Consider the following 16,135-nt stretch of genomic DNA (forward strand, 5'->3'; position numbering starts at 1 on the left):
GTCAATGAGTAAAATCCTCATTAAGCGAAGCTGATGATGAGTGAATGCCATCATGAGTGATAACGACCTGATTAAGCTGCGCCAAGAGCTCCACCGGCGCGCCGAAACCGCACACGAAGAACACAGGACGGCGTCATTCATAACAGAAACTCTTTTGCGGACAAAGCCTGCAATCTTGCACGGGAAAGTGGGCGGCCGCGGCATTGCGGCCGAGTACCACAGTGCCTCTCGCGGTCCCACAGTGCTTCTGCGCTGTGAACTGGATGCACTTCCCATTCCTGAACAGGCAAGTATTCCCTATTCATCGCAAAACCCGGGAGTCTCACATAAATGCGGGCACGACGGCCATATGGCCGCTATGGTGGGGCTGGCCAATCGGCTCGGAGCGGCGTCCCCGGCCTGCGGCCGGGTCATCCTTCTTTTCCAACCGGCGGAAGAGACAGGCGAAGGAGCGCATTTAGTATTGGATGATCCAGTTTTAAAAAAACTGCAGCCGGATTGGGTTTTCGCCTTTCACAATCTGCCTGGATATGATCTGGGAAAAGTGATTATCCGCCCGGGGACTTTTGCCTATGGTTCGCGGGGTCTTGCCATAACATTGACCGGAGCCACAGCGCATGCCGCCGAGCCGGAGGCCGGGCGGAGTCCGGCTCTGGCTATGGCACAGATTATCGAGGGGCTCAGCGCCCTTTCCGGCGCACAGACAGGTCCCGGCGAGCCGGCACTTGCAACGGTTATACATGCCCGGCTCGGTGTAGAGGCTTTCGGCACCACTCCTGGTGAAGGGGTCGTGATGGTGACTCTACGCGGAGCTTTAGAAGAGGATATTGACCGGCTTGAAAGGACATGCCGAGACCTTGCACTAAGAATCGCGAAGGCGGAAGGATTGGATATCGATATTGAGAAGCGCGAGCCCTTCCCGGCTACGGTCAATGATTCGGAAGCGGTTCAGATTGTGCGGAATGCCGCCTTGGCCGCCGGGCTGGAGGTCATTGAGTTGCCGCATCCCTTCAGGTGGTCCGAGGACTTTGGGCATTTCACGAAATTACACCGCGGTGCTCTGTTTGGTTTGGGTGCGGGGCCGGATCATCCGTCCCTGCATCACCCGGACTATGACTTTCCGGATAAGATTTTAGGCCCTGCCGTCGCAGTGCTGGGTGGGATTGTCGATCGAATTTGCGGCTAAAGGCTTTGGATTTAAGACAGGAAGATGAGGTACGATGCATTACTCCTCATATGTGGAAATCAGCCGATCAAGTTACAACCGCAATGTAAAATTTCTGCGGAAACTTTTGGGCCCCGGCGTGCGCTTCAGCTCCGTCATCAAGGGAAATGCGTATGGCCATGATATTGCCACCTTCCTGCCTTTGGCGGAGACATGCGGCGTCGATCACTTCTCGGTTTTCAGCGCGGAGGAAGCACTGGTGGCCGATCAATGCCGTGGGGAGAAGACCGAACTGCTCATCCTTGGATACATTGACAATGCCGAGCTGGAATGGGCGATTGACCGTCGGATAGCTTTCTATGTGCCGGATTTCAACCGCTTGAAGGCTGCCGAAGCAGCGGCGCGCAAAGTCAACAAACCCGCGCGTATTCACCTGGAGCTGGAAACCGGGATGAACCGCACCGGGATGGAGGGCGAAGAACTCGAGCGCGCCGCCGGCTTCTGCTTGTCGAATCCTGGATGTCTTCTTGTTGAGGGAATCTGCACACATTTGGCAGGCGCCGAGAGTGTTGCCAATTATCTGCGAATCCAGACGCAATTCGAAGTCTTTAATGAACTCTGCCGGGATCTTGCGGCGCGCGGCCTGAAGGGGGTCATACGGCATGTCGCCTGCTCGGCCGCCGCTCTGAATTACCCGGAAACCCGGCTCGATTTGGCGCGCATCGGTATCGCGCAGTACGGCTACTGGCCCAATCAGGAAACCCACATGAAGTATAGGATACTAGCCGAAGGGGAGGGGCGGATTTCGAAGCGCGGTCCTTTATGGGGTATCCTTCGCTGGTGTACCCGCATCATGAGCCTCAAAGATGTCAAGCGCGGCGACTTCGTTGGTTACGGAAATGCCTACCAGGCCATGCGCGATCTCCGGATCGCGGCGATTCCGGTCGGCTATTACCATGGATTTGCCCGCAATCTCAGCAATCTGGGGAATGTGCTGGTCCGCGGCCGCATTGCGCCGGTCATCGGCTATGTCAACATGAACATGATGATGATCGATGTTACCGATTGTCCCGGCGTCGAGAAGGACGACGAGGTGGTCCTTATCGGCCGGCAAAACCGGCATCATATCACCGTGCGCTCCTTCAGCGATCTCTCTAATTACGTTAACTATGAAATCCTTGTGAGAATTCCAGCCACGATTCCACGCGTTGTAGTGGATTAAGCGCCGATTCGATTGGCGGATGGGCGCTGTGGCGGAACGGTCCTGGACACGCCTCCTTCACGCTATGCGGCCATGGGGCGGAGTCAGATATCTTCCCGGCGAATCCGCGAAACGGCCAATAGAATCAAGTAGGCGATACAGGAAACGGCGACGCCGAAAACGGCGGGATCGAAATTCTCCATGAAATTCATGGCATTGTCTGAAATAGGAAACCATCCGAATTTATTTTGAAGAAAAAGCACCGCGCGATATAGCAGGGTCAAGCCGGTCGCCGCAAGCATGGTGATCATGATATTGCGCGTCAGATGGCGGGAGCGCTTCTTATAAACCACTCCGACGACGACCGGCAGAATGATCGCCGGCGCCCAGACATGGTAGGTGAACAGCAGCAGTCCAATGATATCCGACCAGAGAATCGCGACCAGAATCGCGGTCAGACCTAAAACCGCCGTGCAGATCCTCGCCAGCCGCAGCATCCGCCCATCACCCTGGTCCTTCCAGCCGAGTTGATGTTCGAAGAGATCTTTTACAAAAATCGCCGTGGCTGAATTAAGCGCCGAATCGGCCGAGGACATGACAGCCATCAGAAGGGCGCCGATCATCAATCCGCCAATGACCGGGTTGTGCAGTTGTTCGACAACCATGGGGAGCGCCTGCTGCGGGTCGATATCGGGGAAATGAATCCGCGCATACAGGGCGATGAAAAACAGGATCACAGGAAAAGTTATGGCCAGAAAAAACCCTACCCCAGCGATGCCCAAACGCGTTTCCTTGATATTCCGCCCCACGCAATAGCGGGTCGCATATCCCGGCGCGAAGGTTTCACCGAGAAGGAATGCAAGGAAGGTCGTGAGTAGAAAAAGCCAGCCCTTGCCCCCTTCAACTTTGAAAAAAACGCCGGGAATCATCCGGTTGCGCGTGATCTCGGTGGGAAAAGCATCCTGTAGCAGGGAGAGGTTGCGCCGGCGCAAGGTGCGCCCGGACGCTCCCTCGCTGAGCAACTCGCGGGTCTGCGGTGTCAGTCGGACACCGGCGAAGGCCTCGGGTGAATAGAGCAACGGGTCATCGAGCAGGCCGTTGAGGCCGGCGACAAGTTCCCCGGCCGGGGCCGCCTCGCCGGTTGCGGCACTGTCCGCTGTCTCTGCTGCGCGGACTTCATCCGCTGTTGAACTGGATGCTGCCAGCTTATCCTGCAAATAAACAGCCAGGGAATCGCCGTCATCCTGAAGTTTCGCGGACAACGATACGGGGTTCACGATGTCGACGGCGCTGAAGCGCGACGGAACGAATTTGCCGGTCTCCGCATTATACGAGTCGGCGATGTCGGGAATGCAGAACCCGAGCGTAATTACAAATCCCAAAAAGAGCACGATGAATTGATAAACATCGGTGTGAATGACGGCCAGCAGCCCGCCCGCCGTGCTGTAGGTTACGACCATGATCCCGGAAATGAAGATCGCCCAGCGCAGGGCATAGGCCATGTCGGCGACGCCCGGCATGATCGCTGCAAGCACCGAACCGAAAGCGGCCATTTGGGCGGCGACGATGAAGACCGAGAAGAGCAGCGACAGGATTAGAACGAGGAAGCGCGGCCCCTCGCCGTATCGATGTCCGAAATAACCGGCGACGGTGTAGAGCTCCGCCCGTCTGAATTGCGGCGCGACGACGAGTCCGGAGAAGATGAAGTGCAGGTACCCGCCCATGGAGACGAGAAGCATCAGGATGCCCCATTCGTAGGTCTTGCCGATGGCGCCGATCGAGTAGCCTCCGCCGATGACGGTGGCGCCCATCGTGGCGAACAGCAGGAACCACGGCACGTTGCGCCCGGCGACCAGGAAATCGTCGGTCGTGCCGACCTTGCGGACTTTGAGGACGCCTTTGATGAAGACGAACAGCATGTAAGAAATGACGATGCCCCAAAGGATCAGACGGTCTGTCATGCAGCCCTCCTCTCAAGCCGGATGCGGATGGTGCGGAATCTGACCGATAAATTGCAGGACAAAGGCCAGAAAAGCCGGAGTGCGGTCAACAGATCTCGACTTTTCCATACTGAGGGATATCGGTGGATGGCTCAAGACGCAAGGAGGGCGCAGGTCCGGTTCTCAATGCCTTACATATTGTCGCGATGATATCTAATAGCAGTGAGCTCGAGGTTTTCAATGGATGTATTCTATTAATTCGCTAAAATCCACCGAGATTTTCGCAGGGAAGCTAACACATTGGGGGACAAAAAACAAGAAGTCCTTTCTCGCTCATGCGCATATACACGTGGTATTGCCTTGTTGGCGCGTTTACCGTAATGGGATTCAGTAGACCGAACGCGCTGACAGCCACTCGGTTGCCGGTGGACGCTCCGCCAATCTCCGACGCCGGATCAACGCAGCAAGCTCAATTTCCGCGCCTGGCTGAAGCCGTCACTCTCGAGCTTGTAAAAGTAGATACCCGAGGCAACCTTCCGGTTCTGGTTATCCCGCCCGTCCCAGATGACCGTATGACGTCCCGCGGCGATCGGCCCATCCACAAGATGCCGCACGATCCGCCCCTGCTCATCATAGATTCGGAGGGTGACAACAATATTGGATCGCGGGACATCGTAGATGATCATCGTGCGTGAATTGAGCGGGTTCGGCCGGCAGGGGTGCAGGGCGAATCGATTGATGGAGAGTTCACCGGCCGCGCCGCTGGCGTCACTCGCCAGGGCCGGACCGCTCTCATTGCCGGCGTTATCGACGGCCGTCAATTTGTAAAAGAGGGTGTGGCCGGGACTCTCGTCGGCCCAGTGCGTGGCGATCGTTTGATGCGCCAGATTTTCCGGCGAGGGCTCGAAATCGGCATCGGGGCCTCTGTAAATGTTGAAGTACTGGAAATCGTCATCGGGACAGGGATTCCAGGAGAGGATGCTGGCACCGGGGGAGAAAGTTATCTGAAATCCCTCGGGGACGGAAGGGGCGATATTGTCGACGGAGTATCCCGTCATGGGATCGCTGATAAAAATACCCTCGTCCATATGGGCGATCACCCGGAACTGGGTCAGGCAAGGGTCGGCCGCGGTTGAATCGCAGAAGGTGGGGACAAGATAGATGTAGCCTTCCTGCCCGTATGCCCCGCCGGAGAGAAGAGTTACCCATTGGCTATTGTAAAAGGCCTCCACCGCATAGATCTCGGATCGTGGTGAGTTGGTATCGTGGCCGCTGCGATTGAAGGAAACGAGAACCTGACCCCCCTGGTCATCCGGGACATCGTCGACAGCGGTGATGATCGCTTCGGCCGGCAACATCCTGATCCCAACGCTTGCAGTGTCGCTATTGGCCGGCCCCGCGGCGATCAATGTCACGGTGAAATCGCCCACGGCAGTATAGGTGTGGACAGGATTCGCGACACTCGAGGAATCGCCGTCGCCGAAGTCCCAGTGATAGGTGTCGATCGTTCCGCTCGAGGTGTTGGTGAAGGCGATCGGAGCGGGAACAACACCGAACGTGTCGGAAGGCGTGAAGCCCGCGACGACCGTCTCCGGATCGACGATAATTATATAGTCGATCTTGCACTCCTCATCGGTGCCGCCGGCGCCGCCGACCTCCAGACAGACGGTGTAGGTGTCGGGCATCGCGTAATGATGCAGCGGGCTCCACTCGTCCGAAGATTCTTCATCGCCGAAGGTCCAAAGGAGAGTCGAGATAGCACCCAGCGATTGATTATTGAACTGCACATCGCCGTGGCCGATGAGGGGATCGGCGTTGAAGTGGGCGACGGGCGGCGCATTCCCAGGCAACACGGCGATGTAATCGATCTTGACCGCTGAATCGGTGCCGCCACCCGGTCCCATAACGAGAAGAGAAACGGTAAACTGGGTCGGCTCGGTCACGATGTAATTATGGGCCGGATTGGCCCGGCTGCTCGATGTGCCGTCCCCGAAATCCCAGAGCCAGCTTATGATCGGCCCGCCGGTGTTGCTGGTGGTGAAGGCCACCGCCAGAGGTGAAGCGCCCGTTGTCGGGTCACCGGTGAAATCTATTACGGGCGGATCGGGGTTTGATTGAAGGAAAGGGAAGGCGCCGATATCGGCGATCGTGCCGTCGGCGTCGTAAGTGGCCGGATCGGGAAGACCGGCGTCGATACAGGGCGATCCCTCGAGAAGATGGTATTCATTCTCGGGATCGAAAAGCGGATCCATGGAGATGTTGTAATAGGTGTCGCAGGGGTCGTTGTTATAATTCGTGCAGCAGATATCCCCGATGTTTGAAGGCAGCCCGTCACCAGTGTAGTTGGTGCCGTTGTTCCAGACATTATTGTACATGATGGAATCTGGAGAACAGGAATATGCGTTGATCCCATGGTTGTTTTCTGATATGACATTGTCGGCGATAAGGGGTGTGGCTGATTCTATTAGTATCCCTGTGGAATTCGACCTTACTATATTGCCGACGATCCTGGGTGAGGATGCTGAGCATATAATTCCAGTAGCACTTGAATACATGAGTGATTCAATAATGTTATTCATGATGAGCGGCGCCGAAAGGGCTCCAGTGCAATAAATTCCCATTTGGATAAAACTGCCGATATAATTTCCGGTGATAACCGCGGAGCTGCCATGGCAGGATATCCCGTAGACGACGTTTTCAATCGTATTGCCGGTGATAAGTGAAGGGGAATCGCTGAGTTCAATTGCTGTGTGGACTCGACCAAGGGTATTATTCGAGATTACAGATGAGGAATAAAAACAATATATACCTACCTCACATTCGTAGATATGGTTCCCAATAATCTGAGCGGTTGCCCTTCCGCAGAATATGCCATTATTTTCGGAATAACGTATTGTACAATTTTCAATGAGTATAGGCGTGCTCCCCGTAGATTCCAATTTCAGCGCCCAGCCGTCGCCGGCTCCTCCGCCGGACCCCGCATTTTCAATCACACAGTACTCCAGAGATCCCGAACAGGTCGTCGAATCGGTGAAGACAATCCCTTTCCAATCACCCGGGGCAGGCCCGAGTTGGCCTGAAACAAACCGAATACTGTCCGTCTCCGTTCCCGCCGCGATGAGGGCGCCGTTCACGGTCATCTGGTAATTATCCATAAAGGAGATCAATGTGCCCGGGTGAATAACAAGAGAGGAATCCGGTGGAACCCTGATATCACCGATGACCTTGAACCAATGATCCGGCGTCCACTCGCCGAAAACGTCGCCGGATACCTCGATAATCGTTCCCGGCTGCAGCGTGACATCCGCAAGGGTCGTGTTGGCGGCAATGTAAACCGGCTCGCTGGTGTCGTGCGGCAGGTACCCATCATGGGTATAGTGAATAACGTACAACCCCTCCGATAATCCCAAGCTGATGTATCCGGTGTCCGCCGTGAAGGCGCTGTCGGTCACCGCCGAAGGCGACACGGCCTCGAAGAGCACTCTCGTGCCGCTGTGATCCGATGCTTCATCTTCAAGAAAGCAATAACCATCCACCGTGACCATCCGGTCTTCAGCGAGACAGATAGAAGCGGATAAGATGCAGGACAGTGTGATCGCAAAGAGGATGATGCGCCGCATGGAAGAACCCTCCCCAAGTCGATGTGAAACGGCATGTATCGTTGAAATCCGCCGGGACTTTCGCAGGGAAGCTAACACATTGGGGGACAAAAAACAAGGAGTCCTTTCTCATCCATGCCCACAGACAAGTGGCATCGCCGGGGTGGCGGGATTACCCTGATGGGGTTTAGCAGATGGAACGCAATGAGGCAACAGGGAGCAAGGATGCGCACCTGCCGGATCTGACCCTCGCCACGCTGGCGCGCCATATGGGACGGATGGTTGCCGAGCGCATCTTCCGGGCGGCCACGATATCGTGCTGCGGCAAAAATCCCGCTGAGAGTGAGGTTGACGATGACCAAACATCCTTCATCGCACGCCCGCAAGGCCATCATCCAGAAGCTCCTGGACGAGGCGATCCAGAACCGGCACTTCGATGAGTTGAAGGACGTCTTCGCCGGACTGCATCCGGCCGATACCGCCGAGATCCTGCGGGATATTTCACCGGGTGATGCGGCGGTGGTTTTTCGGCTCTTGGCGCGCCCGGAAGCGGCCTGCGTCTTCGCTTACGTGACGCCTCGCATTCAGGAGCGGTTGCTGCACGAACTCGGTGAAGCGGAATCCTCGGTGCTGGTCACCGGCCTCAAACCCGACGAGCGGACCCGCCTGCTCGACGTTCTGCCGACGGAGGTCACGCGGCGATTGCTGGCGAATCTGCCGCCGGGCACACCGGTGGGCCGTGTTGTCGACAGGCCTCTTGTGACGATTGCGGCGACGGCGTCGCGCAGCGAGCTCGTCGCGAGTTTTCGCAAATATCGCCGCATTGTCTTGCCGGTTGTCGACGATGACGGGGTGTTGCTGGGGATCGTCACCCTCGACGATACGCTCAAGATCGCCGACGCCGAGACGACCCGCGACGCCCATCGCAGCGGCGGCATGGAGAGTCTCGATGCGCCTTACCTATCCGCCTCGTTATCCCATCTCATTAAAAAGCGCGCCGGATGGCTGTCCGCCCTTTTCCTCGGTGAGATGCTCACGGCGACCGCCATGGGGCATTTTCAGGCGGAGATCGCCCACGTCGTCGTGCTGGCCCTCTTCGTCCCGCTGATTATCAGCAGCGGCGGCAACTCAGGCTCCCAGGCCGCAACCCTGATGGTGCGGTCCCTCGCCCTGCATGAAGTGCAGCTCCGCGACTGGCTGCGGGTCTTCAGCCGCGAGCTGCTCGGGGGGCTCTTTCTCGGCGTTTGGCTGGGGATGATCGGCTTTGCGCGCATTCTGCTGTGGCAGAAGTTGCACTTTTTCGATTACGGGCCGCATCACCTGCGTCTCGCCATGGCGGTGTGGGCGAGCCTCATCGGCGTGGTCACCTTCGGCAGCCTGGCCGGCAGCATGTTGCCCTTCGCGCTCAAGCGGTTGCGCCTCGATCCGGCCACAAGCTCGGCGCCGTTCGTCGCGACCCTCGTCGACGTGACCGGGCTCATCATCTATTTCACCGTGGCGAACTTGATCTTCCGCGGGCTGGCATTGTAGAATATCGCCACACCTTGATGGATAATGATGACCGAGTCTTTGACCATCCCGAGCCCCGTCTCGAATCCGATGCCGACACCCGGCTGGGATCAAGCGGGCGACGCGTCTTGTGGAGGTCAGATGAAAGAGAATCTTAAATCCGATGGCTGGATCGACGTATCCATCCCAATCACCACCGGGATGGCGCACTGGCCGGACAGGCCGCCGGTGTACGTTGAGCACGTGCTCGATCGGCGGCGCGGCGATGACGCTGATGTTTCCAGGCTCTCTTTGGGCGTCCATACGGGTACGCATGTGGACGCGCCCCGCAACTTCTTCAGGGGTGCGGCCGGCATCGACCGGATGCCGCTCGATGCGACGATCGGCCGTGCGCGCGTGATCCCGATCTCCGACCGCCAAGCCGTCCACGTCGATGAGTTGGAGATGAATGAAATTCAGTCCGGTGAGCGGATCCTCCTCAAAACACGAAACTCGCCGCAGGCATGGCAATCCAAAAACTTCTTTGAAGATTTCGTCTACATTTCGACCGCCGCCGCAAAGTGGCTTGCGGATCGCGGTGTTCGCACCGTCGGGATTGACTATCTGTCGGTGGGCGCTTACCTGGTGCGCAACGGCGAGGCCGTTCATCGCGCCCTGCTGGGCGCGGGCGTTTGGATCATCGAGGGTCTTGATCTCACCCGAGTGCCGCCGGGGCCTTGCGAACTCATCTGTCTTCCCCTCAAGATTCTTGGCGGGGACGGAGCGCCGGCGCGTGTCGTCCTTCGTCCTATTTAACAAAAAGCATAGCCGCATGGTGGAAGATGCCGGGGGGGCTTTACTGAGAGGCAATGTTTCATTCGAGTTCCAACGCGGGCTTCAAGGTCGTCATCCCATGGGAACAACCGGGTTCCTTAAATGCATCGGGCCTGCCTTCTTCATAGGCAGGCCCGATACTTAAGATTATTCAATGTTTGCGCCGATAACAGCCGCCATCTGCATCATGTCGATCGTCTGGCCTTCCTTCAGCTTTGTAAGGTCAGTTACCTTGCCTGATTTGCTTTTGGATATTGTGTTTCTAAAAATCGGAAGCAATTTAGCATCAGCCACAATATACTTTCCTGCGTTTGCGGGTTTCCCATTTTCAGTCTTTGTCTGCAGTTTATTGGCTTTAATATAGTCCCACAATTTCTTGGTGATTTCTGTCCTGGGAAGCTCTTTCGCTTTCAGTAACCCGGCCAGATCACTCTTCAGCCTGACTGGTTTGCTCAATCCTTTTGCTTCTGCCATTTACAGCTCCTTCATGTTTAGGTTTAACTTATATCCGATGACCGGATACATACCCCGGGCGACGCCGAGTTCTACATCCCCAGCGGAATGCAATTGATTACAGCATAATGAACCGGGGGAACAAATACCAGAGATGAGTGAATGCCAGATCATTGAATTCCGTGACGCCCAGAATATTGAAGCTATGGAGATATACACCCAAGTGTGAGAAACAGTTAGCGACTATTTCAGAAATCTATAATCCACGCCAGAGCTTGAAAATAGGAGGAGAAACCCTATAACCGGTACAAATCCGACCTTCGCTGATTCAGGATATGGTTATAATCGGTGACGTTTTTGTTCAAGGCGCGGGCGGGATCGAATTCGGCGGAGATCAGCCCTTCCACATCGGGCAGGCAGCGGCCCAACACCTTGCCGTCGGGGCTGGTGATTTGGCTGCCGCCGGTGAAGGTGAGATCGAGGCCGGCGCGGCTCTCGGTGCCGATCCGGTTGCAGGTCATGGTGAAGACCTGATTCTCGATGCTGCGGGTCACCATCGCGTCCTGGCAGAAATGCAACACCAGGTTTGACGGATGGCAGACAACCTGCGCGCCGAGGAGCGCCAGCGAACGCGCCATCTCGGGGAAGATCCAGTCAAAACAGATCATCATGCCGATGGAGATTCGCTCTGCGCCACACGCGATCTCAACAACATGCGGCGGCTCCTCGCCGGGATCGAACCATTCATTTTCTTTGTAAAAGAGATGGATCTTGCGATAGGTGGAGATGTGACCCGCGGGTCCTACAAGAACGGACGCATTGTAAACCTTATCGCCGGCCCGTTCGGCCATCCCCATCACATAGAACGATCCGGTCTCCCGTGCCCATTGTTCGAGGCGTCGAACCGAGGGGCCGCCGGGGATCGTTTCGGCGAGATCATATGCCTCCGCGCGCGAGGTCATTGTATAACCGGTGGGATAGAGCTCCGGCAGCACGATGAGTTGCACACCCTGTTGCGCCGCGTCGCGGAGATAGGGTTCCGCCCGATCCATATTGCCTGAAGGGTCGCCGAATACCGGATGCAACTGCAGGCAGGCCGCTTTCATGATCCATCCCTCACTACAAACTACAGATCAAGATAGAGGAAAAACTCATACGGATGCGGCCGGCGCGCGACCTCGTTGATCTCGCGCGTCGTCTTGAGCTCGATCCAATCCTCAATAAACTCACGGCTGAAGACATCCCCCTGCAGCAGGAAATCATGATCGTCATGCAGGGCCTGCAGCGCATCTTTCAGCGTGGGGGGCAGGCCGTTGGCCGACGAGGTGCCGTTGCCGCCGTTGGCGGCGGGGGCCAAGCCGGCCTTGAGAGGATCGATTTCACGGCGGATCCCGTCCAGCCCCGCCATCAGCATCGCCGAGAGGGCGAAGTAGATATTGCAGGTGGCGTCGGGCGGGCGGTACTCAATGCGCATGCTCTTCTCGGGATTGGATGTGGCGGGAATGCGGACCGCGGCGGTGCGGTCGCCGGGGCCGAAGGTCAGATGCACCGGGGATTCATAGCCCGGGACAAGGCGCTTATACGAATTGGTGCTGGGATTGACGAAAGCGGAGAGGGCGGGTCCGTGCTCGAGCAGGCCGCCGATATAATGCAGGGCCGTCTTGGAAAGCTTGGCCCATCCCTCGGGATCGTAGAAGAGGGATTTCCCATCCTTCACGAGGTGCTGGTGCACATGCATCCCGTTGCCGGATTCCTCATGAATCGGTTTCGGCATGAAGGTGGCGACACGGCCGTGCCCGTGCGCCGTCATGTGAACAAAATATTTGGTCAGCATCACCGCGTCGGCCGCCTTTAACAAAGGAGTCGCAAGGATCTCGATTTCACATTGGCCGGGGCCGCCGCCCTCATGATGATGATAGCGGATGCCTAATCCGGCTTCCTTGAGACGAACGCAGACCTCGGTGCGCAGGCCGTCCATCGTGTCCTTCGGGGGAAGGGCGTGATACCCACCCTTGCGGGGATTGATATTGGTCGGCTGGTATCCTTCCGCCGGCTCGCGGTAGGTGTTCCATTCCGCTTCGGCCGATTCGACAACATAACTGGCGGCGTAGGGCAGATTGCGATAGCGGACATATTCAAAAACGTAAAACTCGAACTCGGGGCTCATGAGGATCGCATCCGCCAGGCTGAGGGAGCTCAAATAATCGGCGGCGCGGTGCGCCACGGTGCGGGGATCGCGCGCGAAGGGTTCGTGCGTTTCGGCGCTGCAGATATCCGCAATGAGACTCAGCGTCGGAACCTGCGCGAAGGGATCCATAAAGGATGTGTGGGCGTCGGGTATCAGCAGAAGATCGCTCGATTCCACCCGCGTCAGCCCCGGGATGCTCGATCCGTCAAAGGGGATGCCGTTTTGAAAGATCCCATCGGTAAATTGATCCGACGGCACCGTGATATGACGCCAGCGGCCCAAGACGCCGCAGAACTTGATATCGACCATCTGCGCGCCGGAAGCCCTGATCAAACCGAAGACCCGGTCGCGGGCCACTTGGTCCACAGAAGCTGACATAAATCCCTCCCCCAAATTTTCCGCACTTCTCTAATGGTAGCGGTTTACAGGCCTCGGTCGCAAGGTGCTGACGCTCGATGCGCGGGATCAATGTTTTGAAATACCGGGAGTTGAGTCTCCTATTCGAGCAGGAGGAGCTGGCGGGTCGCGGCCGAGGGGCCCGTCTGCAGGCTGTAGAAATAGGCGCCGGCCTGCTGGAGGCGCCCTCGATCATCCCGCCCGTCCCAAATGATCTGATAAATTCCCGGCGGCAGGGTGTGATCCAGAAGATGCCGGACCATCTCGCCCTTGAGGTTCAGAATGGCCAAGACCACCCGGCCGTCGGCGGTCAGGGTGAAGGCAATCGTGGTGAGGGGATTAGGAGTCGCCTTGGCATCGAACGGTTTTCTCGGTTGAAGCTCCTTTGGTTTGCGGGATGTAGGTTCAAGGGGCATCCCGGTCCGCCCGGCGTCTCCCTGCATCATCGGCCACGGCGCGTTTCCCGGATTATCCGCCGTTGGAAGCTCCCAAAGATAGATCCGCCCCTTTTCCGATGTCCCGAAGGCGAGTTCGAGGATCCCATCCCGATCCAGGTCCACAACCAGGGGACTGGAGTCGACGATTTCCTCGGAATCGAGGATGATCGGCCAGCCGGAAACCATCCGCCCTTCTCTGTCGACGGCCGGGATCAGGACCCGGGTGTCGAATCCCGCTTCCAGGCCCGCGGCCAGGATTTCCGGCTCCCCGTCACCCGTCACATCGACAACGATGGGACTGGAGTTGAAGGAGACCCCGTCGATCATGGCGGGCCAACCGGGGAGGGCCATTCCGGTCAGGCCGTCAAGCGCCAGGAGATACCCGTTGCCCCCGATGGTGGCGACAATCACCTCCGGATGTCCATCACCCGTCAGGTCGGCGAGGGCGGGAGCGGCATAGATTCTCTCGGGGCTATCCACCGGCCAGCCATCCAGGAAGCGCCCCGTGCCTGAGAGGGCGAGGATTCGGGGACGGCTGTCATAGCCGAGATCCGTCCCCAGGTAGATCGTCGGCCGCCCCGTATCCGATCTCAGTCCGATGACAGGGGAGCTGTAGCCGGCCCGGGAGGGACCCGGGATGGAGACGGGCCACCCATTCAGGAGACGGCCATCATCGTGCCAAGCCCATACCTGGCAAGTATTTGAGGGGATGATGATCTCGAGGCGGCCATCGCCATCGAGATCCCCCGTGGCCGCGGAAGCGAAGAGATAGGGCGCATTCGGCGGCGAGGCCTTTGGAGGAATCTGTTGAGGCCAAAGCGGGGAGTAGAGCTGCCCATGACAGGTCCAGACAGCGAGGGTTCCACCCCGGGTTGCTGAAATGACCTCGGGCAGCCCGTCGCCGTCCAGATCTGCAACGGTGAGGATGGCGGCCAGGGCAGGATCGGGCGCTTCATTCGGAAGGCGCACCGGCCAGCCGGTTAATTCCCGTCCGGAAAGGGTTAGGGCGTGGATCGAGCCATCGCGGCAACCCACGACAATTTCGTTGTCCCCGTCGCCATCCAGATCACCGACGGCTGGTCCGGTGGGCGCACCTCCCTCCAGATAAACCGGCCACCCCGGCTGGGATCGTCCGGCGGCGTCGAAAAGATGGACCCATCCGCCTGGTGTGGAGGCCGCCAGGCCGCCGTAGGAGCCCAGATCAACGGGGGCGACCGGACCGCGGCAGCCTTCATCCAGCTGAATCGGCCATCCCTCCTTGGGTGCGATCGGCGAGGGGAAATCCCGAATGAGCGGGGGGCCCGCCGGATCACTGAGAAAGGGGTCGATCTCTTGGATAGACTGCCCCGGTTGGGGGAGACCACCTGAGAGGATGGCGACGACCTGATAGCGGGATTGGTGGATGAGGTAGAGGCGGTCCCAAACCTCATCTCCGACCGGAATGATAATCAATCCGTCCCATTCCCCTTCCGGCGCGTAGCGGACGCCGGATTCCAATTGCAGGGTGACGAGAGGGGGTATTTCAGTGGGCATCTCGAGGGGCGCCTGCGCGCCGGCGGGGTGCGGCGCGCAAAAGATCAGGAACGCCGGGATCAGGAGATGCGGCGTTCGGCGGATTAAATGTACAACCTGAATCTTGAGAAACCGGCTGAGGAGATGCGGGAGAACGGATCCCGGAATCTGCGGGATAGACCGTTTCATCTCGATTCTCCTCAGCCCGGAGCCGGCCTTATTGATTTCCTATGGTGACTTCGCCGGGATGCCGCTTCCGCGTTAATTGGAATGGATATATCAAATTTTCCCCGTTGGAACCTTTAACAATAAGCTTGTGCTCCCCGCGGGGCAGAAAGTTTCCAGGAATGGCGATCGATTGGCGCGATTGCGGACTCATAGATGGAAGGGGGCCCGCACCCCAGAGAACGCGATCCCCTGGACCGATGATGAGAATCTCCGGGTTGTTCAAATCCTCATCGGCCGGAATTTGGTAAATCAACACGAACCACTGCACCGTGGTTTTTAATTCGATGATGAGGGGGTCGGTCAATCCGGATGGAGCGAGCTCAAAAATAGGAACGTTCGCCATCGGAGCGGCCGTGTTCTCTGTTTCCCAAGCCGACTGGGTTCGCACCATCTGAGCGATGGGGATATCGTCGGGCTTCGCGGCGTCCATCTCCTTTGCTTCGGACTCGGCCATGCCGGCTTCCGTGGTGGCGGGCGATACCGCCTGGCCCTTGTAACGCATTGCCAAGTATGCGAATAGAATCGTGGTGATTAAAAAGATGACTGTCGTAATGATCCAAATGCCCCGGCCGTTGCCAGCCATTGAGGTTCCCTCCTCGCATTTTCACTTGCATGAATGAGTCTTTAAACCGTCCCGCGAACCGGATCCTGGGCCGCGCCTGTCTTCGCCCCGGTTCTGGGAGAATCTAACACA

General features: G+C 57.8%; 11 protein-coding genes. 4 read left to right on the forward strand and 7 right to left on the reverse strand.

Annotated elements, in window-relative coordinates; genetic code table 11:
• Nucleotides 1-52: 52 nt before the first annotated feature.
• A complete protein-coding gene (locus KJ970_03045) occupies nt 53-1,186 on the forward strand; it encodes an amidohydrolase (GenBank protein MBU2689877.1) in 1,134 nt (377 codons plus the stop codon).
• A gap of 34 nt (nt 1,187-1,220) precedes the next feature.
• Nucleotides 1,221-2,387, forward strand: a complete 1,167-nt coding sequence (gene alr, locus KJ970_03050) for an alanine racemase (protein MBU2689878.1) — start codon at nt 1,221-1,223, stop codon at nt 2,385-2,387.
• 83 nt (nt 2,388-2,470) lie between these two features.
• Here the strand turns inward: alr and KJ970_03055 are convergent, their stop codons facing one another.
• Nucleotides 2,471-4,327, reverse strand: a complete 1,857-nt coding sequence (locus KJ970_03055) for a sodium:solute symporter family protein (protein MBU2689879.1) — start codon at nt 4,325-4,327, stop codon at nt 2,471-2,473.
• Nucleotides 4,328-4,761: 434 nt separating this feature from the next.
• Nucleotides 4,762-7,926, reverse strand: coding sequence for a PKD domain-containing protein (locus KJ970_03060; GenBank protein MBU2689880.1), 3,165 nt, complete (start codon nt 7,924-7,926; stop codon nt 4,762-4,764).
• Nucleotides 7,927-8,259: 333 nt separating this feature from the next.
• Here KJ970_03060 and KJ970_03065 point away from each other — a divergent pair, with 333 nt between their 5' ends.
• Both KJ970_03065 and KJ970_03070 read left to right on the forward strand, forming a co-directional pair.
• Entirely contained in the window at nt 8,260-9,435 is a 1,176-nt protein-coding gene (locus KJ970_03065) for a magnesium transporter (protein MBU2689881.1), read from the forward strand.
• A 120-nt stretch (nt 9,436-9,555) separates the two neighbouring features.
• Nucleotides 9,556-10,209: a cyclase family protein gene (locus tag KJ970_03070; GenBank protein ID MBU2689882.1), complete on the forward strand. Its 654-nt coding sequence runs from the start codon at nt 9,556-9,558 to the stop codon at nt 10,207-10,209.
• A 165-nt stretch (nt 10,210-10,374) separates the two neighbouring features.
• Here the strand turns inward: KJ970_03070 and KJ970_03075 are convergent, their stop codons facing one another.
• The 5 genes from KJ970_03075 to KJ970_03095 all read right to left on the reverse strand — a co-directional run bounded on the left by KJ970_03075 (nt 10,375) and on the right by KJ970_03095 (nt 16,024).
• A complete protein-coding gene (locus tag KJ970_03075) occupies nt 10,375-10,701 on the reverse strand; it encodes an SWIB/MDM2 domain-containing protein (GenBank protein MBU2689883.1) in 327 nt (108 codons plus the stop codon).
• Between the two features lie 275 nt (nt 10,702-10,976).
• Entirely contained in the window at nt 10,977-11,786 is an 810-nt protein-coding gene (locus KJ970_03080) for an acyltransferase (protein ID MBU2689884.1), read from the reverse strand.
• A 20-nt stretch (nt 11,787-11,806) separates the two neighbouring features.
• Complete coding sequence (gene glnA / locus KJ970_03085; GenBank protein MBU2689885.1) at nt 11,807-13,246, reverse strand: type I glutamate--ammonia ligase; 1,440 nt, start codon at nt 13,244-13,246, stop codon at nt 11,807-11,809.
• A 119-nt stretch (nt 13,247-13,365) separates the two neighbouring features.
• Complete coding sequence (locus KJ970_03090) at nt 13,366-15,402, reverse strand: VCBS repeat-containing protein (GenBank protein MBU2689886.1); 2,037 nt, start codon at nt 15,400-15,402, stop codon at nt 13,366-13,368.
• 28 nt (nt 15,403-15,430) lie between these two features.
• The gene (locus KJ970_03095; protein ID MBU2689887.1) at nt 15,431-16,024 is read right to left on the reverse strand and encodes a hypothetical protein; all 594 of its coding nucleotides are present in this window, start codon (nt 16,022-16,024) and stop codon (nt 15,431-15,433) included.
• Nucleotides 16,025-16,135 lie beyond the last annotated feature (111 nt).

Source organism: Candidatus Eisenbacteria bacterium, from assembly GCA_018831195.1.
In the GTDB taxonomy this organism is placed as follows: domain Bacteria; phylum Eisenbacteria; class RBG-16-71-46; order CAIMUX01; family JAHJDP01; genus JAHJDP01.

Bases quoted from the DNA above. Each gene is read 5' to 3' on its own strand.
- KJ970_03045 (MBU2689877.1), top strand. From the start codon at position 53: ATGAGTGATAACGACCTGATTAAGCTGCGCCAAGAGCTCCACCGGCGC.
- alr (MBU2689878.1), top strand. From the start codon at position 1,221: ATGCATTACTCCTCATATGTGGAAATCAGCCGATCAAGTTACAACCGC.
- KJ970_03055 (MBU2689879.1), bottom strand. From the start codon at position 4,327: ATGACAGACCGTCTGATCCTTTGGGGCATCGTCATTTCTTACATGCTG.
- KJ970_03060 (MBU2689880.1), bottom strand. From the start codon at position 7,926: ATGCGGCGCATCATCCTCTTTGCGATCACACTGTCCTGCATCTTATCC.
- KJ970_03065 (MBU2689881.1), top strand. From the start codon at position 8,260: ATGACCAAACATCCTTCATCGCACGCCCGCAAGGCCATCATCCAGAAG.
- KJ970_03070 (MBU2689882.1), top strand. From the start codon at position 9,556: ATGAAAGAGAATCTTAAATCCGATGGCTGGATCGACGTATCCATCCCA.
- KJ970_03075 (MBU2689883.1), bottom strand. From the start codon at position 10,701: ATGGCAGAAGCAAAAGGATTGAGCAAACCAGTCAGGCTGAAGAGTGAT.
- KJ970_03080 (MBU2689884.1), bottom strand. From the start codon at position 11,786: ATGAAAGCGGCCTGCCTGCAGTTGCATCCGGTATTCGGCGACCCTTCA.
- glnA (MBU2689885.1), bottom strand. From the start codon at position 13,246: ATGTCAGCTTCTGTGGACCAAGTGGCCCGCGACCGGGTCTTCGGTTTG.
- KJ970_03090 (MBU2689886.1), bottom strand. From the start codon at position 15,402: ATGAAACGGTCTATCCCGCAGATTCCGGGATCCGTTCTCCCGCATCTC.
- KJ970_03095 (MBU2689887.1), bottom strand. From the start codon at position 16,024: ATGGCTGGCAACGGCCGGGGCATTTGGATCATTACGACAGTCATCTTT.